Origin of the sequence: Segatella copri, from assembly GCF_051861805.1 — a bacterium.
GTDB lineage: Bacteria > Bacteroidota > Bacteroidia > Bacteroidales > Bacteroidaceae > Prevotella > Prevotella copri_M.
The window spans coordinates 2,039,989-2,060,880 of sequence record NZ_CP146520.1; the positions used below are offsets into that span (position 1 = coordinate 2,039,989).

The following is a 20,892-nucleotide window of genomic DNA, read 5'->3' on the forward strand; positions in this document are numbered from 1 at the left end:
TTTAGAAAATTACTTTCTTTAGAAAACTACTTTCTTTAGAAAACCACTTTCTTTCCTTTGTTTGTGATATACAGATGACCCTTCTTCGGGGTCTGCACGCTGCGACCTTCCAGGTCAAAGTATTTCGTTGGCTGGTTGTCTTCATCCATCGTGATGCCCTTGACGGCGGCATCGGCAGCGAAATCCTTCAGGTAGTCGAAGGTTACCATGCCAGTGGCTTCATCCTTCTTGATGTTGTAGAGAGGACGGGTGGTCAGGGTGCTCCAGTTGAACTTCACCTGGGTGAGGCTGTTGATGTCCTTGCCGTCTTCGCCTGCGTTATAGGCTGGGAACGGGTCGTTCTGAAGACTCAGGGTATATTCATCCCAGGTATACTTGTAGGTATTGTTGTCGCCACAGTTTGCCTGGTTGATAACGAGACCATCGGCAGGCACCACCATTACTCTTGGCATGCCCTTTTCGTCGTTAGGAAAATCGCCCAGACTTACAGTGTTTTTGTCGGCATAGTCGATGCGCCATACCAGCATGCCATATCCCGTGAGATACTTGTACCAGCCCTCGTTGCGGATGTTCTGGAGCAGCAGGAATTCGCCCTGGGCTCTCTCCTTCAGATTTTTTTTGGTCTGGTCGCTCACATAGCCCGTTGTGTAGTTCGGGTTGATGGAGAAGTTTTCATCGTTCACGTCGGCATCAATCTTATAGGCCTTCGATGCCACATCGTATGGTTCCAGGGTCAGCTGTTCGGCTTCCGATGCACTCAGCGTGATAGGGTCCACCCATCCCATCAGCATCTTCTCCCAAGGGGTGTATGGGGTAGGGCGATAGCCATTGTAGGTGTATTCGCCCGCATCCATCAGATCCCAGAATTCCGGACTCTGGTTGTCGGATGTATTGGCTGGGAATTGGGTTGGATAATGGTCTGGCAAGCCCAGGGTGTGCGAGAACTCGTGGCAGAAAAGTCCGATACCGTTAATCTGGTAGAGGCCATTCTTTGTATCTGATGGCTTGCCGTTTAGTTCATTGTTGATGCCGTAGCGTGAGAAATTCTTGCCATCGCACATCAATATGCCCTTCTTCTTGCCGTATTCGTCGTATCGGTAGAAAGTGGTGGTTCCCGATTTCGGCCAGAGACAATTGGCGTCATTGCCCGAAATGCTCTCGGAATAGCCGGCGTAGATGATGTATACCAGGTCTACGACGCCATCGCCGTCAGAATCATATTTCGAGAAATCCACCTGGCTGTCTATCTTGGCGCATGCCTCGCTGAGCATCTGATCGTTGCCCTGGTCGATGTCGCTGCTGTTTCTGTTTTTTCCGTAATAGGCGTAGCTTTCGCTCATGGTGACAGGGCCCACCACATCAAACTGAGGGGTGAACTTTCCTTCGCTGCAGAACTTGAAGTATTCTCTTACGGATCCATAGTTGGTGTGTTTGGATTTCTGGGAATATACGGCTGCATCGGCCTCCGGAGCTGCTTCGCCCATCTCGGCATTGAGATAGTGGTTGAAGGTAGCCACTGGGTCGCTGCTCTTGAATTTCAAATCAGGGAATTCAACGAGGATGACCAGGGCCTTAGGACTGCCCGTATGAGGGAAGTATCTGTTTTGGGCGTTGATGCCGCTGGCTCTGCTGGCTTGATTTGCCTGATAAGCCTGGTTAACCAGATTGGCTTTGATTTGTCGTGCCTGCATCGCTGCGGAGTATTGTGCCTCGAGTTCCTGGATGGTGGTTTTTTCGTATTTTCCGCTGGCGTTGAGTTTCAGCGGAGTTCCATCGGTGGTGATGTAATAGCAGAAGTTTTCATCGCCAAAGCGTGAAGCTGAGACGATGCTGCCGTCGGCGAGTTGAACCTGGCAGATGCCTGGTTGTGCCTTTGCCGCGAACATGGAAGTGGCTGACAGCAAGGCAAAAGCTAAGCTTAGTATTGTTCTTTTCATTGATTTTTTTGTTTATTCAAGTTGTTTTATTTGAAGCTTTTGCCCTTACAGGGCGACAAACTTGCGTCCATGATTACCCAGGGCGCTGCCCTGGGCTAGGAGCTTCTGCCCTTTCAGGGCGTGTGGAGCTCACTTACGAAACTTGAGTTTGAATCTTTTTTATTCAAGTTGTTTTATTTAAAATAATATTGTCCCTTCTTCTGAGTCTGCTTTCCGAATTCGATGGCGTGATGCGGACAATGGTGATAGCAGGTGAAGCAGGTGAGGCAATCCTTGTGGTGAAGCCACTCGGGATATTCGCCATGACCGCCCTTGATATCGCCCACGGGACAGACGTTGGCGCAGATGCCACACTTCACGCACTTGTCTTTCTCCACATGGAATCGCTTGTCGGTGATGAGCACGTTCTCGAAGAAACCGCCCACTACCTTGGTGAAGAACCATGGGATAGGTCCTTTTACCAATCGATTGACACCTTCTTTCCGGTCGAAAATCTCCTCGCAAATCACGGCAAGTTCCTGAGCCGATTTCGATTTCTTCCAGATTTCCTTCTCCTTAGGGTCTACATCCATAAAGGGAAGACCCACGTAGGATTCCGGCATAATGAGGGAGTAGGAGGAAGATACCTTCGTGATGCCCAGGGTTTGAAGCGACGGATTCTGAGAGATAACTTCGTTCAGGTTTTCGATGGTGAGGCCGATGCTGTCGCCCGCCGTACAAACGCAATAGGCGAAAGGCTGATTTCTGGCTGAGGCCGAATTTCTTTCAGCATCCGATGAAGTCTTGCTTTCTGCTGAGACCGAATTTCTTTCAGCATCCGGTTCTGCCCTCTGAACCTTCATCTTTCCGATAAACTCCCTTACCAGCTTGGGAACCCTCCAGCCGTGTACGGGGAAAACGAATCCGAGCCGTTCATTCTCTTTCAGAATAAACGGCTCGTCTAGGGTATGGCTTGAATCATCAGCCCTCATGTAGGGAGCGATGGAAATCAAGTCTTCATGAGTAGCCGACGCCAGTTTTGACGCCGCCCACTTTGTATTTCCTGTTCCTGAGAAATAAAATATCATGCTTATTTCTTTTCATTCATCACACCCTCGATGTAGATGCGTGACATCTCCACATTGCCATTGGTGCGAATGGTGATACTCTTCTTGAAGTGGCCAGGGAACATGCCCTTGCCATTGTAAGTAACGCTGATCTGCCCCTTCTGACCAGGAGCGATAGGCTGCTTGGTGTAAGAAGGCACCGTGCAACCGCAGCTGGCGATGGCCTGATTAATAACGAGAGGCTTGTTGCCCACGTTGGTGAAGGTGAATGTAGCCTTCTGAACTGGCGAAGTCTCCTCAAAGGTGCCGAAGTTGTGTACCACCTTCTCAAACTTGATCTCTGCCTGGGCAGAGGCGCTTGTTACCATGGCTACAAGCATGGTCAGAGCCAATATGATTCTTTTCATTTTATATCCTTTCTTATCTTTAGATTTCTTTTATCTATTTGGATGCAAAATTACATATAAAGTTTAGTATATCGCCACTTTTTTACATTATTTATAAAATAAGTGGCGATATTTATTAATTAGCAACGAATTTTAGAGCTTGGCAAGGAACTGTCCCGTCAAACTCTCTCGGCAGGCTACCACTTCCTCAGGAGTTCCCTCCACCACCAGGTTGCCGCCCTTGTCGCCGCCCTCAGGGCCCAGGTCGATGATGTAGTCGGCACATTTGATTACATCAAGATTGTGCTCGATGACCACCAGCGAATGACCCCTTTCTATCAGGGCATTGAAGGCGTTCAGCAGGCGCTTGATGTCGTGGAAGTGGAGACCCGTGGTTGGCTCGTCGAAGATGAAGAGCGTTGGTGCCTGCTCCTCCTTGCTGATGAAATAAGCCAGTTTCACGCGCTGGTTCTCACCGCCCGAAAGCGTGCTAGAACTCTGTCCCAGTTTGATATATCCCAGTCCCACATCCTGCAGCGGCTTCAGTCGGCTCACGATGGTGCGGCAGAAGTCGAAGTCGCCCTCATGGAGCTGGTTCTTCTCGTCGCTGAAGAACTCGATGGCCTCGTTCACGGTCATGTTGAGCACATCGTTGATGTTCTTTCCTGCCACGTGCACCTCCAGGATGTCGTGCTTGAATCGCTTGCCCTTGCATGCCTCGCATGTCAGCGTCAGGTCGGCCATAAACTGCATCTCGATGGTTACGTATCCTGCACCCTTGCATTCCTCGCATCTTCCGCCCTCGGTGTTGAAGGAGAAGTACTGCGGCGTGAAGCCCATCTGCTTGGCGAGCGGCTGGTTGGCAAAGAGGCTTCTGATGGCATCGTATGCCTTCAGATAGGTGGTAGGGTTGCTGCGGGTGCTCTTGCCGATAGGATTCTGGTCTACGAACTCCACGTGCTTGATGGCGTCCACGTCGCCCTCCATCGATGTATATTCGCCCGGAGCATCAGCCACCAGGTCCAGCTTTCTGCGCATGGCTGGGTAGAGGATGCCCTTGATGAGCGAACTCTTTCCCGATCCTGATACGCCTGTTACCACGGTGAATACGTTGAGTGGAATCTTCACGTCGATGCCACGCAGATTGTTCATCCGGGCGCCCTTGATTTCGATGAATCGGTTCCAGATGCGATGGCTCGATGGGCGGTCGATGGTTTCGTGGTGCGTGAGATACTGGATGGTGTGACTCTCGGGATATTTCTCCAGCAACGCCTGCTGCTCGGCAGGATCGGTGGTGGAATATTCTGAATGCGGACCGGCATATACCAGTCTGCCGCCCAGGCGTCCGGCATCCGGACCGATGTCTATCAGATAGTCGGCTGCCCGCATAATCTCCTCGTCGTGCTCCACCACTACCACGGTGTTGCCCAGTTCCTGCAACTCTCGCAACACCTTGATCAGTCGGGCGGTGTCACGGCTATGGAGTCCGATGCTCGGCTCATCCAGGATATACACGCTTCCCACCAGCGAAGACCCCAGGTTGGTGGTCAGGTTGATGCGCTGGCTTTCACCTCCGGAAAGGGTATTCGACAGTCGGTTGAGCGTAAGATAGCCCAGTCCCACATCCAGCAGGAATTGCAGGCGATGGGTAATCTCGGTGAGCAGGCGCTTGGCTATCTCCTTTTCGTTATCCGATAGTTCCAGGTTTCTGAACCAGGCGCTGAGGTTCACGATTGACATATCCACCAGTTCGGTGATGCTCTTGCCGCCAATCTTCACGTAGTTCGCCTCCTTTCTGAGTCGGGTTCCGTGGCAGTCGGGGCACACGGTCTTGCCTCTGAATCGGCTCAGCATCACGCGGTATTGAATCTTATACTGGTTTTCCTTCACCATTCTGAAGAACTCGTCGATGCTCACACGGTCGTGCGGATCACGGTCTTTTTCAGATGGCAGTCCGTGCCAGAGCCAGTCTTTCTCCTGCTGCGTCAGCTCGTAGTACGGCTTGAAGATAGGGAATTTGTAAGGTTCTGCCCGGCGGATGAATTCCTTGAGCCACATGCCCATCTTCTCGCCACGCCAGCACACCACGCAACCGTCGTAGAGGCTCAGCGAAGTGTTCGGAATCACGAGTTTCTCGTCGATGCCGATGACGCTTCCGAATCCCTCGCAGGTAGGGCAGGCGCCCAGCGGCGAATTGAAGGCAAACATATTGTCGGTGGGTTCCTCGAATTTCATGCCGTCGGCTTCGAATCGGGTGGAGAAGTCGTAGCAGATGTTGCTTGGTGGGAAGACGAGTCGGCAGGCGCCGTCGCCCTCGTAGAAGGCGGTTTCGGCAGAGTCGAAGAGTCGGCTGATGTCATCCTTCTCGTCGCTTACCGATGCGCGGTCGATAACGAGATAGATTTCCCGGTTCTGCTCTTTCAGCATCTGGATGAGTTCTTCACCGCTCGCATCCAGAAGCTCCTTGCTTTCGGAATTCTCATCGCCAGTTTCCAGAAAATCCTCTATTCTGATGAATTCACCCTTCTGCATGATGCGGGCATAACCCTCCTGCATGTACATCTCCAACTGCTCTCTGAGGGTGCGGTCTTCGATGACATGGATTGGGGCGAGGATTACGAACTTGGTGCCCTTGGAATACTGTCGGGTGCAGGCAAGGATATCCTCCGTGGTATGCCGTTTCACCTCCTGTCCGCTGATAGGCGAATAGGTTTTTCCGATGCGGGCGAAGAGCAGTCGCAGGTATTCGTAAATCTCTGTGCTGGTGCCCACGGTGGAGCGTGGGTTGCGGGCTATCACCTTCTGTTCGATGGCGATGGCTGGCGGCAATCCCTTGATGAAATCACACTCAGGCTTGGTCATTCTTCCCAGGAACTGACGGGCGTAGGACGACAGCGACTCCACGTAGCGGCGCTGGCCCTCGGCGTATAGGGTATCGAAAGCCAGAGAAGATTTTCCCGACCCTGAGACTCCCGTAATGGCCACGAATTTGCCCTGTGGAATCTTCACGTCGATATTCTTCAGGTTGTTGGCTCTCGCCCCTTTTATTTCTATATATTTATCTTTTGGCATTTTCTTTTTTCTTCTTTATCATTCTTTTTTCATCGGATTACGCGGAGTTAACAGAACATTCTTGCTCCACGGATTACGCACGGAATTTAAACGGATTTGGCCTTTCGGCCATTGGGCTAGCGCCGTAGCACTCCCGCTTTAGGGGGTATCGCCACGACCGTCAGGTCGAGTTTCCGTTTAAAATCCGTGAGTAATCCGGTGAAGGCGGTTAAGGTTCCGTTTATTCCGCGTAATCCGATGAATAATGACACTCCCTCGGCGAAGGTACCTTTACTCGTGGTGATAGGGTTCTCCTTTTATAATGGTGCAAGCGCGATAGAGGGCCTCGGTGAAGATGAGCCTCACCATCTGGTGGGAGAATGTCATCTTCGAGAGCGAGATTTTTTCGTTGGCGCGGTCGTACACTGCCTGCGAGAAGCCGTAGGGGCCGCCAATCACGAATACGAGTCTTCGGGCAGTGGCCTGCTTGCGCTCTATCCACTTGGCAAACTCGATGCTGCGGAACTCCTGTCCGTGCTCATCCATCAGCACCACGGTATCCGAAGGCTGAATCTGCTTCAGAATCAGTTCACCCTCCCGTTCCTTCTGCTGCTGTTCGCTGAGGCTCTTGGTATTTTTGAGCTCCGGGATGGTGGTGATGTTGAAGGGCATGTAGTGGGTGATGCGCTCGGCATAATCCTTGATGCCCGCCACGAAATGCTTGTTCACGGTCTTTCCGACCAATATCAATTCTGTCTTCATTTCCTTAACAGTAAACTATAAACTATAACTTCTAAGCTCTAAACTCTAAACTCTAAGCTCTAAGCTACTGAACTTTCGCAAGTTTTGTCCCACACGCCCTGAAAGGGCAGAAGCCCCTAGCCCAGGGCATCGCCCTGGGTAATTACGGACGCAAACCTGTCGCCCTGTAAGGGCAAAAGCTTTAAAACTCCAGACAAAACATAAAGCTTTTGCCCTTACAGGGCGTCTTGCTGATTGCCATCATACCCAGGGCGATGCCCTGGGCTAGGAGCTTTTGGGCCTTCAGCCCGTACTTGAACCACATGCGAAAGTTCAGTAAGCTATGACTTCTAAGCTCTAAACTCTAAACTCTAAGCTCTTAACTCTTATAGTATCCTTTCTTTTCCAGTTTCGGATTCTTCGGGAACCAGCCTTTCTCGCAGCGCTGTTTCTGCTCGAAAAGCTCGCCGATGCTCCATAGACACGATGCTCCCAGCACGCCCAGCAGTGCCGAGCAGAGCACGTTGGCAACCAGGAAGGCGGCACCCACACTGATGATGCCGCACACCAGAAACACCCACCAAAAGCGGGTGCCCGTATGATACTCAACCTTGATAACGATAGGATGGAAGATTCCTATTATTAAAAAGGTGGAAACGGCGATGATCACGCCAGTATAATATAATTCCATAAGCTTTATTTTATTTCATTTCTTTTTCAATGTGCAAAAATACAAAAAAAACTCCAATCTTGTTTGGTTTCTCAAATATTTTATTTATCTTTGTACGCAAAAAGAGAAATATTGTGCTGTTTTCGGGCACAACCCTCTGATTGAACTATAATTAATAACAAAATAGAATCAACTATGGCTAATAACGCAGAATTGATTAAGCAGTGTGAAGAAAGAGCACAGCAGTGGCTCACACCTGCATTCGACGAAGAAACTCGTAAAGAAGTTAAGGCAATGCTCGAGGCTGAGGATAAGTCAGCACTCGTTGATGCCTTCTATCAGAACTTGGAGTTCGGTACTGGTGGCTTGCGCGGCATCATGGGCGCAGGTACCAACCGCATGAACAAGTATATTGTTGGTATGGCTACTCAGGGCTTCGCTAACTACATCCTCAAGGCTTTCCCAGGCGAGGAGAACCTTTCTGTAGTGGTAGGTCACGACTGCCGTAACAACTCCCGTCTCTTCGCTGAGACCGTAGCTGCCATCTTCTCTGCCAATGGCATCAAGGCTTATCTCTTCGAGAGCCTCCGTCCTACACCAGAGATCTCTTTCGCCATCCGTGAGCTCGGTGCCAAGGCTGGTGTCAACGTAACTGCTTCTCATAACCCTAAGGAGTACAATGGTTACAAGGCTTACTGGAGCGATGGTGCTCAGGTTTTGGCTCCACACGACACTGGTATCATCGAGGAGGTGAACAAGGTGACTATCGACCAGGTGAAGTTCGAGGCTAACTGGGATTTGATCAAGATTATCGGTGGTGAGATGGATTACGACTACATGACAGCCGTTCACTCGGCAATGATCGACCAGGATGTTATCAACCGCCAGAAGGACCTCAACATCGTTTACTCTGCCATGCACGGCACAGGTCGCGTCATCGTGCCTCTCTGCCTTCGTTCTTGGGGCTTCCAGAACATCAATGTAGTGCCTGAGCAGATGGTTGTAGATGGCAACTTCCCAACAGTGGTTTCTCCTAACCCGGAGAATGCTGAGGCTATGACCCTCGGTATGAAGCTCGGTACCAAGCTGAACGCTGACCTCGTGGTAGCTACCGACCCAGACGCTGACCGTCTTGCCATCGTTTGCCGCGACGACAAGGGTGAGTGGATGATCATCAATGGTAACCAGACAGCCATGATGTTCTGCTACTACATCATCGAGAACAAGAAGAAGTTGGGCAAGTTGAAGCCAACAGACTTCCTCGTTAAGACCATCGTAACTACAGAGGTTATCGCCGAGATTGCCAAGAAGAACAACGTAGAGTTGCGCGACTGCTACACTGGTTTCAAGTGGATTGCACGCGAGATAGCCATCTCTGAGGGCAAGCAGCAGTACATCGGTGGTGGTGAGGAGAGTTTCGGTTTCTTGCCATACGATAAGGTACGCGATAAGGATGCTCCTGCTTCTATCTGCCTGATTTGCGAGATTGCAGCCTGGGCTAAGGATCAGGGCAAGACTCTCTACGACCTCTTGATGCAGATTTACGCAGAGTATGGCTTCAGCAAGGAGTTCACTGTTAACGTGGTTCGCCCTGGTAAGACTGGTGCAGACGAGATCAAGCAGATGATGGCAGATTTCCGTGCCAACCCTCCACAGGAGTTGGGTGGCAGCAAGGTGGTTACCTGGAAGGACTACCAGAGCCTGGAGACTAAGCATGCTGACGGCAGCGTAGAGAAGCTCGATATGCCTGCTACAAGCAACGTGCTCCAGTGGTTCTGCGATGACAACACCAAGGTGAGTGTCCGTCCATCAGGTACAGAGCCTAAGATTAAGTTCTATATTGAAGTAAAGGATCCTTCATTCAAGTGCGCTGGCTGCTACAACCGCTGCACAGCTGCTGCGATGGATAAGATTGAGGCTATCAAGAAGAGCTTGAAGCTGGATTAAAAGATTTTTTTGTGCATTATTAGGGGACATGATAATGCGCATTTTTTCGGCGAGGGGTCATCCTGACCTCTCGCCATTTTGATTTATAAAATTTTAGTTCATGAATAGGAAAAGAAAGAAGATCATCAGTTTGGGGCTCTTGCTCCTGCTTGCACCTTCTGCCGGCTATGCCCAGGGCTATAGCTGCGGAAACGTGGGGCTGTTCTGCTCGCCCGATACGCTGCGAGGGGCTCAGCTGGGCGCCTTCTCCAGTGTGGTTTACAAGCAGATGAGGGGACTCAGCCTGGCTGGCGTCATCAACTCCGTGGGCGGTGATATGAGGGGCGTTCAGATTTCGGGCGTATCCAATGTGGTGAAGGGTGGCAACGGCGTACAGCTGTCCTTATTCAATAATGTATCCTCCTCGCCATTCCGTGGCGTGCAGCTCAGCGCACTCTCTAATGTCTCCATGGGCATGAAGAGGGGACTGCAGATTGCTTCCGCCAACGTAAGTTCCTCGTATATGCGCGGCTTGCAGGTGGGCGGATACAACTATGCCGATACCCTCAACGGTTCGCAGATAGGCATCCTCAATGTCTGCGTGAGCCATCCGCGAGGTGTGCAGATAGGCGTCATCAACTATAGCCGCGATACCGTGGCGCACAAGATAGGTCTCGTCAACGTGAACCCCCATACCCGCATCGATTACATGCTCTATGGCGGTTCAGCCACCAAGACCAACTTCGCCGTGCGCTTCCGCAACCGCTCTACCTATAATATATTAGGCATCGGCACCCATTACTTCGGCTTGGACGAGAAATTCTCGGGCAGCCTGTTCTATCGCATCGGACAGTATTTCCAGCTCTCGCCAAAGTTTTCAATCAGTGGCGACTTGGGCTTCTATCACGTGGAATCCTTCCAGGAGAATTCGCAGGATAAGCCCGAACGACTCTACTCCCTGCAGGCTCGCATCAATGCCGACTACCAGTTGGGCAAATACACCAGCGCCTTCGCCTCCGTGGGCTATGGCGACACCCGCTATTATCATGGCGGCAGATATCGCAGTCGTGCCATCCTGGAGGCGGGATTGGCGTTCCAGCTGCAACGCAACCAGGCGTTCTATGCCCCAGGTTCTTCTGAAAAATCATCTTCTGAAAAATCATCTTCTGAAAAATTATCTTCAGGAAAATCCTCCTCTTCTGCCTTGTCAGATTTCGATATGGAGGCCTGGAAAGAGGGGAGTATCTTTGCCTTCGATGACCCCGATCGGCAGAAGAAGCACCCTTGGAAGGCGGCAGTGGAGGCATTCGCCATCAACGTGGGCGTGCAGTGCTTCGACCAGTTTGTGATGAACGAGGAGTTCGCCAAGATCTCCTTCCACAGCATCAAGCACAATATCCAGAACGGATTCGTGTGGGATAACGACCAGTTCTCCACCAATCTTTTCGCCCATCCTTACCACGGCGGACTCTATTTCAACGCCGCCCGAACCCACGGCATGAACTTCTGGGAATCAGTGCCTTACTCCTTCTGCGGAAGCCTGATGTGGGAGACTACCTGCGAGATAGAACCGCCAGCCATCAACGACCTGATGGCTACCACCATTGGCGGCGTGTGCCTAGGCGAAGTAACCTATCGCATCAGCGACCTGGTTTACGACGACCGGCTGCGCGGATTCCCACGCTTCTGGCGAGAGTTCCTGGGCACCATCATCTGTCCTATCAAGGGCTTGAACCGAATATTGAGCGGCGATGCCTGGCGCGTGCGTGGCAGATATTACAAGTATCACGACTATGGTCGCAGTCCTGTCAGCTTCTCAGCATCAGCGGGTTATCGCTATCTTGCCGATAACAATACGCTGTTCCGTGGCGAGGGAAATCCCTACGTGCGATTCAATCTGGTTTATGGCGACCCGTTCGATGGTGCCACCACCAAGCCATACGATTACTTCACGCTGGATGCCACCTTCGGATTGAGCAGCAACCAGCCGTTCATCACGGGATTGCATCTGCTGGGCCGCCTGTGGAGCGTGCCGGTGGAGGTGACCAAGGGCACGGAGATGGAGTTCGGCATCTTCCAGCACTTCAACTACTACGATTCGCAGCCGGTGAAGGATGGCACCAGTCTTGTGCCATATCGCATCTCCGAGGCAGCGTCGGTGGGTCCCGGCATCATCTACCGCTTCCCTCAGGTGGGCAATCTCACCAAACTGGAGCAGCGCATCTTCGTGGATGGCATCCTGCTGGGCGGCAGTCTCACCGATTATTATAATGTGATAGACCGCGACTACAACATGGGCAGCGGCTACAGCGTGAAGGCCATCAGCCTGATGGAGTTCGGCAAGGTGGCGAGCTTCCAGATAGGAGCCGACTACTACCGCATCTTCACCTGGAAGGGCTACGAGGGCAAGGACCTGGCTACCACCGACCCGCTCTATCTCAACGCCCAGGGCGACAAGGGCAATGCCTCGCTGCTCGTGGTGAATGCCCGCTTCGGGCTCGCCCTGTCGAATCGCCTGAAGCTCGATTTCAACGTGTCGAACTATTGGCGCGATACGCATTACTCCTATCACGACGATGTCAGGAGCAAGACATTCGACCTGAGTCTGGGATTGCAATATCAGTTCTAGAAACATAATAATGTATAAAATATGGGTGCAAGCGTTAATCATTTTCATCTTTTTGCAGAAAAATCGCAAAAAGTTTTGCATATTTTCTGAATTTATATTAACTTTGCACCCATATTTCAAACATAAAACATAGAATTATACTCTTATGGGAGGCATTTTCGGAACTATTTCCAAGAAAAGCTGTGTCGCAGATCTTTTCTACGGCACCGACTACAACTCACATCTCGGCACCCGTCGAGGCGGTTTGGCAACCTACAGTAGTGAGAAGGGCTTCGTGCGCTCTATCCACAACCTCGAAAGCTCTTATTTCAGAACTAAGTTTGAACCAACCCTCGACAAGTTTGAGGGTGCCACATCGGGTATCGGAGTGATTAGCGATACAGATGCGCAGCCATTGATCATGAACTCACACCTGGGCCGTTTCGCCATCTGCACCGTAGCCAAGATTGTAAACAAGGAAGAACTTACTCAGCACCTGCTAGACAAGAACATGCACTTTGCAGAAATGTCTTCAGGCAGTACCAACCCCACCGAGCTGGTGGCTTTGCTCATCATTCAGGGCAAAACCTTCCGCGAGGGCATCGAGAACGTATTCCACCACATCAAGGGTTCCTGCACCATGACAATCCTCACCGAGGATGGCATCATCTGTGCGCGCGACAGTTGGGGACGTACGCCTCTCATCATCGGCAAGAAGGCGGATGCCTACGCCGTGAGCAGCGAGAGTACATCCTTCCCTAATCTCGACTTCGAGACCGTACACGAGGTGGGACCGGGCGAAATCGTGAAGATTACTGCTGATGGCATGGAGCAGATTCGTCCTGCCAACAAGAAGATGCAGGTTTGCTCTTTCCTCTGGGTTTACTACGGATTCCCTACATCTACCTACGAGGGCAAGAATGTGGAGGAGGCGCGTTTCACCAACGGCTTCAATCTTGCCAAGACGGATGATGTGGAGGTGGATTGCTGCAGTGGTATTCCTGATTCGGGCACGGGCATGGCGATGGGTTATGCTGCCGGCAAGGGTGTGCCTTACCAGCGCTGCATTGCCAAGTATACGCCTACATGGCCTCGCAGCTTTACTCCTAGCAACCAGAGCATGCGTTCGCTGGTGGCCAAGATGAAGCTGATTCCTAACAAGGCGATGCTGAAGGGCAAGCGAGTATTGTTCTGCGACGACAGTATCGTTCGTGGCACCCAGCTTCGCGACAACGTGAAGGTGCTTTTCGACCAGGCTGGCCTCAAGGAGTGCCACATGCGCATTGCGTGTCCTCCATTGGTATATGGATGTCCGTTCATCAACTTCACTTCTTCCAAGAGTGATATGGAGCTGATTACGCGCCGCATCATCGAGAAGTTTGAGGGTGATGCCAACAAGGATTTGGATAAGTATGCCACCACGGGTTCTCCTCAGTATCAGAAGATGGTGGATGAGATAGCCCGCCAGTTGGGCTTGACCACATTGAAGTTCAACACCATCGAGCAGCTTGTTGAGGCTATCGGTCTTCCTAAGTGCCAGGTATGCACCCATTGCTTTGATGGCAGCAGTGCATATACATTGGATGAGTTTGCTGATGCGGAGTAAGATAAGAAGATAAAAAAGATAAGAAGAAAAGTTCTTGATAGATAATAAGATAGGTCTAGCGACCCCGCAAAACGCGGTGTTGCTAGACCTATTTATTTTTATAAGGTATTGTAATACCCCCTGCGAAATAAAACTGTCACAACTGTCATGTAACGCTTCTGGGGTAGGAAGCGTGAGGGTTCACAGATACACGATAATGTACATACACTACGACTGAAGTTGCTTCAGCTGGTCTTCTGTTAATCCAGTAGCCTGTATGATTTGAGTCCAAGACATACCCATTGCCAACAAGTTACGGGCTACAGTCAAACCTTTAGATAATTCACCTTCTGCTCGACCTTCTGCTCGACCTTCTGCAAGACCTTCTGCTCGACCTTTCGCCATTCCTTTTTCCATTCCTCTCTTCTCATCAAACTTTCTGGTGGCATATATATCACGCATATTCTTGATGTCCTCGTCATAAAGCTCAAGTTCTTCGCGGGAAAGCTTGCGGAGGTCGCCTATTTCTGCCAACTTGCGGAAGACTGGATACTTCTCGCTGAATGGCATCTGCTCAAACATGTTCATATTCTTCATTATATAAATCCAACAATCAAATATATCCATACACTCTGCCTCCGTATGCTTGTCGAACAAGGGCAGTTGGAGGTACACAATACGCATCCTGTCGGACACTAGCTGGCGTGTCTGCAAATCGGTAAGCACCAAGTCGGTGCGAAACTTCTTTAATATCGGACTCGACGACACGAAATCCATGAAACATACCGTATAGACTGGAGCCAAGTGATAGTCCCAGATTCCACGAACGCCTTGCTGCACAATGGCACGTGCCGTGTAATACAATGCCCTGTCGGCAAAGTATTCCTGTTCTTTCTTCTGCATCTCGACGATGATATGCTTGTCCTCGTTTGTGATGCAATAGACATCGAAGACCACACCACGGTCATCGGGGCGCAAGCCAAGCTTTTCGGTCTTGGCAAACGTCACGTCCTTGATTACCAACTCGTCTTCAAACAATCCGTTAAGGAATGTTATCAGGCATTCTTTAGTGTCCTCGCTTCCAAAGATTCGCTTGAAAGCCCAATCGACACGTGGGTCTATAAATCTTGCCATTTTCTTACGTTTTATATGGTCGTGGACGCAATATTGCATTTCTGTCGCAAAGATACACTTTTTTATTGAAACTTCCTAAAATTTCTGGGATTTTCTTTCAAAAAGAAGGAAAAGAAGAGGGGTATAGGGGTATAAGTCACGCAGATTTCGCAGATTACGCAAATTTTGACCTGTTCGGTCTTGGATTTCGCAAATTTTGACCTGTTCGGTCTTGAATTTCGCAAATCTTCTTCACTGTTTTTTCTAGTTCCCACAGATTTCACAGATGCACACCGATTTTTGACCTATTCTTGACCTATTCGGTCATTTCGGAGACCGGAGGTTGCCTGTGGGTGCTCATGGGGGCGAACCCGCCAGGCGTCCAGGCGGATTTGCAATCCGCCTTCAAAAAAATGTCCTAACCTATTTGGGATTTGCGGATTTGCAATCCGCAGCAAGCAAGAATGCTGTTGCTGGATTAGGGCTCACAACCCCTCGTTTTTCTTTGAGAAAAGACGGAATCTTTACATTTTTGTCTTTTTAGGCTTTCGGAGGCGTTCCTGATATGGTTTTTCTGAAAATGGGAGGGAAAAACGGAAAAAACAGAATTTACCACCTAAATCACAAAATTTACCCGTCGCATTGCAGCAAAGCTACACCTTGAACATAGGAAGTAGACACATGAACAGGGAAAAGATGCATCTTATTCCAAATAATTTTTGTATATTTGCAGTGAGAATCAGATATTTATTTATCTGTCAATAGGTGAATATACAAAATAAAAATTTTACATCAATTATTTAATTTAAATTATTGAATATGAAACAGAAACAAGTACACAAATCGAATTGGCTCGTCATGATGCTGCTGCTCGTGATGGCTATTCTCATGCCTTATGGGGGGGGTATGGGCACAAACTGCTAGTCAACCGTCAGAGGGTGACGGAAAAACAGGCAATCCTTACATCATCACAAAAGCTGAGGAATTGGCGTGGTTCCGCGATCAGGTGAATAGCGGAAACAATTTTATCTGCGCAAAGATATCAGATGATGTTGAGGTCATTGACATGAGTACAGTATGCCATGCGGCTGATGAGTCTCAAAACTTAGAAGAACTGAGTTGGAAGCCTATTGGAAAGAATGATTACGGATACCAATACAGGGGTACTTTCGATGGAAATAGAAAGACCATCACTAACCTTTATATCAATGCAAGCCAGAATAATGTGGGGCTTTTCGGTTATACCATGGAAGGTACAATCAAGAACCTAACCTTTGAATATGCAAATGTGACGAATACGAAAACTTACACAGGAATTTTGGTTGGTTATGCAAATAATAGCAACCTTCAAAATATCAAAATATCAAATACTTGCCAGATAAAAGGAGGTAAAGAAACTGGTGGTATTGCAGGTGATTTTTGGGGTAACGCCTACAACTGCGTGAACTACGCCACGGTACAAGGAAAAGAAAGAGTCGGCGGTCTTTTGGGCTACTGTACTGCAAAATATAGTTCCATAACCACCTGTGCCAACTATGGAAATGTAACGGCAACAGGTACGGATGCAGGTGGCTTGGTTGGCTATTTCATCAGTGGAACGATTCAAGACTGCGCCAACTATGGAGATGTAAAAGGTACAGAGCATGTTGCTGGCATGGCAGGTTATGTAAACGAAGGCAAGATACAGAACGTGTTCAGCTATGGCAATGTTTCTGCCACTAACAGAACACAAGATATAGGCATGGCTTTTGGCAATTCTGACAATGGGACCACTGAGGGCATGGTGGCATACTATAGTGGCGCAAAGCTGAATGCAAACGGCCAAGAGATTACGATTAAAGCCTTCGGAAATGGCAAGCCTTCAGAAGATAACGCAACAGGATTTACAGAAGCACAGCTGAAGAGCGGTGTTGTTGCCTATCAGCTCCAGCAAAACGCTTCGAGCGAAGCGAAATGGGGACAAAATCTGGCTAATGATGGAGACATCTATCCTGTCATTGGTTCGGAGCATCAGGTTTATGCTACTGAAGATTTGCTTGTAAATTGCAAAACCTATGAGGTGGTGAGGGGAAGTTTCACCAACAATCCTACCAGTTCCGCAATCAAGTATCAACACGGAACGACAAATCACCACGTTGCTACAGACGCTACTTGCACAGAGGCGGCAACCAAGGAATATTGGCAATGCCAAGACTGACAAAGGATATATTCCGACAGCCAATTGACCGAGGAATTGACTGATGTAACGGACGCAGATCAGCCTGCCCTTGGACACGACAACAATGACGATGGCTATTGCGACCGTTGCCAGCATTATGTGGCTGTGAAGCCTTCACAGGAAAATGGGGTGTACCTGATAGCTAAACCTTGCCACTTGGCTTGGTTCCGCGACTATGTGAACGGAACTATCGTGGACGAAGGCGAAGCAGCTGGAACTACTCACCCTTCGGCATCAGCCAAGCTGACTGCGGATATCGATCTCAAGAACTATTGCCATGCGGCTGAAGACGGCAAGGAACTCTTGAGTTGGCTTCCAATAGGCAATGACGATAATCATTGGAAGGGAAAGATGGACGGTCAGGCACATACCATCTCCAATCTCTATATCAAGACAGCACAAAACTATGTGGGGCTTTTCGGCGATATTGACGGTGCGACTATCCAAGACCTTATCTTTGACTATGCCAAGGTGGAGAATGTGAACACAACAGGCACGAAGACAGATTACACTGGTATCTTGGCAGGAAAAGCATACGGATATCCTCCAGCACCTATAAAGGGCATTAAAACCACAAACAATTGTACTGTTATAGGACAAAAAGATACTGGCGGTATCGTTGGATGGGCCAAAATAAATCTCGAAAACTGCGAGAATCGCTCCAGCGTGAAGGGTACAGGAAATGTTGGCGGAATTGCAGGTGAATGCCTTGATAGAAACATCAAGTGCTGCACCAATTACGGAACCGTTGAAAACGATGATGGCCGTATTGGTGGAATCATAGGCGATGCTTATGGAATAAGTATCGAAGATTGCGCCAACTATGGCAAGATTATAAGCACAGGTTGGAATGCCGGTGGCATAGCAGGACAAACGAATCGTAACAGCAGTATCCAGAATGTGTTCAGTTATGGAGATGTGACGAATAATCATAACAATCCAGGAATCATTATAGGTTATGTAGGTGGTACAGGTACACTAACCGCAAAGGGTATTGTAGCTTATAACAAGGAGGCATTGCTGAATAATTCATCTGAGAACATCAAAATAGTTGGTGAGCGAAGTCTGACTTTCGAAGACGGAAAGGTAGAAGCTGACGTGGTCAAGGCATTCACCAAACAGCAGATAAAGAGCGGTGAGGTGGCATGGCTGCTGAATGGTTCCACATCTATTCCTACCGAAGGAAGCACCTTGACATGGTATCAGAAACTCTCTGGAACTGATGCAGATGCTTATCCTGTGCTGACAGCTGCTGAGGGCAATACAGTATATCATGGTTCATTCCGTTACTGCGATGGAACGACTTCCTCATATAGCAACAGTTCTTCTGATAGTGAATTGATTCACGTAGCATCTGCCACTTTAACCAGTCCTGAGTTCGACTCAGCCAAGCTCATCTATCACATGGGCTGTCGCAACGAGGGCTGTACTCTTCATAAGTATTTCGCTGATGCAGATGGAACACTGGAGGCTAAGGCAGAAGATGGCAAGTTCTATGTCAAGGATCTGAACCTTACCGATGATCCTTCTACAGCCATCAACACCCAGGCTCAGTTCACGGTGAAGAACCTTCAGTATAGCCGTCAGCTCACTGAGGAACAGACGGGTTATGTAACACTCTGCCTTCCTTTCGATATTAAGGCAGCAGAAGTTGTTGGTGCAGAGAAATGCTATCCATTGGGAGATATGATGATCCACATGCCTACAAATGATGCAAGTGTATTGAAATTCGTTCTTATGCTCGATGAGCAGTCTGACATCACGGCAGGCACACCGATGATTGTTAAGCTTGCAGCAGAGAACGCAGCTCAGAAATTGGTTGCAACGGCACAGAATGTAGAGTATAACGCCAACTTCTTTGCAGCTCCAGCAATCAAGTCGCTGACTCTGAGAGACTGGGATGGCAAGTCGGGTATGATGCCTATCTGTCATGACTTGGCGAGTGCCACAATAGGCGGTGTCTATACAGCTACAACTCTGGGAACAGGAAGCTACAGTTTGCGTGAAGGTGGTAAATTCGGTGTTCACGAAGGCGAATTGTCACCTTATCGTGTATATCTGAACATTCAGACATCACAGTCGGCTCCTTCACGTGCCATGATGTTCAGCATCGGCATGCCAGATGACAGTTCTACCACCGGCATCCGCATCATCAATATGGCGGATGGCATGCAGGCGGGTTCATCCGTCAAGTCAGCAGCCATCTATACCTTAGAGGGTCAGCGCGTAAATGGCACCCCTGGCAAGGGCATCTATATTAAGAATGGAAAGAAATTTATTGTTAAATAATTAAACGATAAAGGAATTATGAAAGAAATGATGAAAGAATTCATGAAGAAGAAAGAGTATTTTGCACCATCGATTCAGGTAATCGAGATGGAGCATTCCTGCAGCATCATGCAGACGAGTGGAGTAGAAAATCCAAAGGATGATTACGAGGATTGGGGACCGGGTTATGGAACTAATGATCCAAGATATCCAGGTCAGGGATTGTAATCTGAGGATTCGGATTAAATAATTTTGTAATCTGAGGATTCGGATTTTATAAATAATGAGAAAGGGCTGCAGACGGCATCATGCCGTTTGCAGCCCTTATTGTTTTTATGGCAGAAGATTTTTTCTGCCCGCCCTGGCATAGTCACTTATACTAAGAAAAACGACTAGTGGATAATGTACATACACTACGACTGAAGTTGCTTCAGCTGGTCTTCTGTTAATCCAGTAGCCTGTATGATTTGAGTCCAAGACATACCCATTGCCAACAAGTTACGGGCTACTTCCGCTTTACCTTCCGCTTTACCTTTCGCCATTCCTTTTTCCATTCCTCTCTTCTCATCAAACTTTCTGGTGGCATATATATCACGCATATTCTTGATGTCCTCGTCATAAAGCTCAAGTTCCTCGCGGGAAAGCTTGCGGAGGTCGCCTATCTCTGCCAACTTGCGGAAGACTGGATACTTCTCGCTGAATGGCATCTGCTCAAACATGTTCATATTCTTCATTATATAAATCCAACAATCAAATATATCCATACACTCTGCCTCCGTGTGCTTGTCGAACAAGGGCAGTTGGAGGTACACAATACGCATCCTGTCGGACACTAGCTGGCGTGTCTGCAAATCGGTAAGCACCAAGTCGGTGCGAAACTTCTTTAATATCGGACTCGACGACACGAAATCCATGAAACATACCGTATAGACTGGAGCCAAGTGATAGTCCCAGATTCCACGAACGCCTTGCTGCACAATGGCACGTGCCGTGTAATACAATGCCCTGTCGGCAAAGTATTCCTGTTCTTTCTTTTGCATCTCGACGATGATATGCTTGTCCTCGTTTGTGATGCAATAGACATCGAAGACCACACCACGGTCATCGGGGCGCAAGCCAAGCTTTTCGGTCTTGGCAAACGTCACGTCCTTGATTACCAACTCGTCTTCAAACAGTCCGTTGAGGAATGTTATCAGGCATTCTTTAGTGTCTTCGCTTCCAAAGATTCGCTTGAAAGCCCAATCGACACGTGGATCTATAAATCTTGCCATCTTCTTACGTTTTATAAGGTCGTGGACGCAATATTGCATTTCTGTCGCAAAGATACACTTTTTTATTGAAAC

The 20,892-nt window shown here is 49.1% G+C and carries 14 protein-coding genes; 6 read left to right on the forward strand and 8 right to left on the reverse strand.

Annotated features, from left to right (window positions below):
* Positions 1–35: 35 nt before the first annotated feature.
* The 6 genes from V8Z93_RS07790 to V8Z93_RS07815 all read right to left on the reverse strand — a co-directional run bounded on the left by V8Z93_RS07790 (position 36) and on the right by V8Z93_RS07815 (position 7,852).
* Positions 36–1,937, reverse strand: coding sequence for a M6 family metalloprotease domain-containing protein (locus V8Z93_RS07790; protein WP_439431183.1), 1,902 nt, complete (start codon positions 1,935–1,937; stop codon positions 36–38).
* A 173-nt stretch (positions 1,938–2,110) separates the two neighbouring features.
* A complete protein-coding gene (locus tag V8Z93_RS07795; protein ID WP_439431184.1) occupies positions 2,111–3,004 on the reverse strand; it encodes an EFR1 family ferrodoxin in 894 nt (297 codons plus the stop codon).
* Between the two features lie 2 nt (positions 3,005–3,006).
* Positions 3,007–3,390: a DUF1573 domain-containing protein gene (locus V8Z93_RS07800; protein WP_203040965.1), complete on the reverse strand. Its 384-nt coding sequence runs from the start codon at positions 3,388–3,390 to the stop codon at positions 3,007–3,009.
* A gap of 132 nt (positions 3,391–3,522) precedes the next feature.
* Complete coding sequence (uvrA, locus tag V8Z93_RS07805) at positions 3,523–6,441, reverse strand: excinuclease ABC subunit UvrA (protein WP_439431185.1); 2,919 nt, start codon at positions 6,439–6,441, stop codon at positions 3,523–3,525.
* A 270-nt stretch (positions 6,442–6,711) separates the two neighbouring features.
* Positions 6,712–7,182 carry a 23S rRNA (pseudouridine(1915)-N(3))-methyltransferase RlmH gene (gene rlmH / locus V8Z93_RS07810; RefSeq protein ID WP_203040963.1) on the reverse strand — a complete coding sequence of 157 codons (471 nt, stop codon included), beginning with the start codon at positions 7,180–7,182 and terminating at the stop codon, positions 6,712–6,714.
* 358 nt (positions 7,183–7,540) lie between these two features.
* The gene (locus V8Z93_RS07815) at positions 7,541–7,852 is read right to left on the reverse strand and encodes a DUF4491 family protein (protein ID WP_439431186.1); all 312 of its coding nucleotides are present in this window, start codon (positions 7,850–7,852) and stop codon (positions 7,541–7,543) included.
* 174 nt (positions 7,853–8,026) lie between these two features.
* Between V8Z93_RS07815 and V8Z93_RS07820 the strand changes: the two genes are divergently transcribed.
* From V8Z93_RS07820 to V8Z93_RS07830, 3 genes are all read left to right on the forward strand, one after another.
* Positions 8,027–9,778, forward strand: a complete 1,752-nt coding sequence (locus V8Z93_RS07820) for a phospho-sugar mutase (protein WP_218413576.1) — start codon at positions 8,027–8,029, stop codon at positions 9,776–9,778.
* 100 nt (positions 9,779–9,878) lie between these two features.
* Positions 9,879–12,386 carry a DUF3943 domain-containing protein gene (locus tag V8Z93_RS07825; RefSeq protein WP_439431187.1) on the forward strand — a complete coding sequence of 836 codons (2,508 nt, stop codon included), beginning with the start codon at positions 9,879–9,881 and terminating at the stop codon, positions 12,384–12,386.
* A gap of 145 nt (positions 12,387–12,531) precedes the next feature.
* Positions 12,532–13,971, forward strand: coding sequence for an amidophosphoribosyltransferase (locus tag V8Z93_RS07830; RefSeq protein ID WP_439431188.1), 1,440 nt, complete (start codon positions 12,532–12,534; stop codon positions 13,969–13,971).
* 207 nt (positions 13,972–14,178) lie between these two features.
* Here the strand turns inward: V8Z93_RS07830 and V8Z93_RS07835 are convergent, their stop codons facing one another.
* Positions 14,179–15,084 carry an Rpn family recombination-promoting nuclease/putative transposase gene (locus tag V8Z93_RS07835; RefSeq protein WP_439431189.1) on the reverse strand — a complete coding sequence of 302 codons (906 nt, stop codon included), beginning with the start codon at positions 15,082–15,084 and terminating at the stop codon, positions 14,179–14,181.
* Positions 15,085–15,958: 874 nt separating this feature from the next.
* Between V8Z93_RS07835 and V8Z93_RS07840 the strand changes: the two genes are divergently transcribed.
* The 3 genes from V8Z93_RS07840 to V8Z93_RS07850 are packed head-to-tail and all read left to right on the forward strand — an operon-like array spanning position 15,959 to position 19,777.
* Positions 15,959–17,260, forward strand: a complete 1,302-nt coding sequence (locus V8Z93_RS07840) for a hypothetical protein (RefSeq protein WP_439431190.1) — start codon at positions 15,959–15,961, stop codon at positions 17,258–17,260.
* Between the two features lie 24 nt (positions 17,261–17,284).
* Entirely contained in the window at positions 17,285–19,570 is a 2,286-nt protein-coding gene (locus tag V8Z93_RS07845) for a hypothetical protein (RefSeq protein ID WP_439431191.1), read from the forward strand.
* A gap of 27 nt (positions 19,571–19,597) precedes the next feature.
* Positions 19,598–19,777: a hypothetical protein gene (locus V8Z93_RS07850; RefSeq protein WP_439431192.1), complete on the forward strand. Its 180-nt coding sequence runs from the start codon at positions 19,598–19,600 to the stop codon at positions 19,775–19,777.
* Between the two features lie 185 nt (positions 19,778–19,962).
* On the opposite strand, the gene V8Z93_RS07855 is transcribed toward V8Z93_RS07850, so the two are convergent.
* Positions 19,963–20,820: an Rpn family recombination-promoting nuclease/putative transposase gene (locus V8Z93_RS07855; RefSeq protein WP_439431193.1), complete on the reverse strand. Its 858-nt coding sequence runs from the start codon at positions 20,818–20,820 to the stop codon at positions 19,963–19,965.
* Between the last annotated feature and the right edge of the window lie 72 nt (positions 20,821–20,892).